A 936-nucleotide genomic window follows, 5' to 3' on the forward strand; every position below is an offset into this window, starting at 1 on the left:
GCTATAAGCCGTGATCGTCAGTTTCCAGGCGGCCGCGGTCGCGGCAGCGGCACGCCGATCTCGGGCGTCGCCGTGAAGGCGTTCACCGTGCTTGGCAAGCCGGCGGCGGCCGGGGTGGCGGGCAATGACGGCGTTTCGGGTTCGGGCGCGGCGGCCGCGACCGGCACGCCGCCGCCATGGTAGGTCGCCGCCTCGGCCGAGTCCGGCCCCGGCGCGTCGAGCACCGCGCGGCATTCGCCCGGCAGGTTCGCCATCGTCATCAGGTCGCGGGCCTTGGGCGCATCCGGGTTCTTGTTGGGGCGCCAGGGCTCCTGCGTGAACCACCAGGCCAGCGGCTTGCCGCAACCGTCATCGTCCGGCGTCGCCTCCTGCGCCTTGCAGCCGGGCGATCCGGGCTGACAGCCGATGCGCATGTGGAAATGATAGTCGTGGCCCCAGAACGGCCTGACCTTGCGCAGCCAGAAGCGGTCGCCCTTGACGGTGTCGCAGAGCTTTTTCTTGATGCCCGGATTGACCAGGATGCGCTCGACCTGGCCGTAGCTCGCCGCCCGCTTCAGAAGCCTTGTGTGCGCTGGCGTCCACAGCGCGTCCTTCACCAGATGGGTCTTCTCATCGACCATCAAGGTGGCGCTCATCGATTCGCGCTGCGCCATCGACAGCGGGCGGCTGGGCATCGGCGTCAGCCAGATGTCGGCGTCGAGCCCGATCTGGTGCGAGGCATGTCCTGTCAGCATCGGGCCGCCGCGCGGCTGCGAAATGTCGCCGATCAGCAGGCCTGGCCAACCATCGGCCGCTGCGTCGCGCGACAATTTCTCGACTACCGCGATCATCGCCGGATGGCCCCAGCGGCGGTTGCGCGACGGCCGCATCACCTGCCAGGTCGGACCGTCCAAGGGAATGGCGACGCCGCCGGCAAAACAGCCCTTGGAATAGAAG

General features: G+C 68.8%; 1 protein-coding gene. It reads right to left on the reverse strand.

What is annotated here, in order from left to right:
- Positions 1-17: 17 nt before the first annotated feature.
- A partial coding sequence (gene mepA, locus EN893_RS35695) for a penicillin-insensitive murein endopeptidase (RefSeq protein ID WP_128362252.1) occupies positions 18-936 on the reverse strand: 919 nt, incomplete at its 5' end.

This window comes from Mesorhizobium sp. M7A.F.Ca.CA.004.04.2.1 (genome assembly GCF_004022825.1).
Classification (GTDB): Bacteria; Pseudomonadota; Alphaproteobacteria; order Rhizobiales; family Rhizobiaceae; genus Mesorhizobium.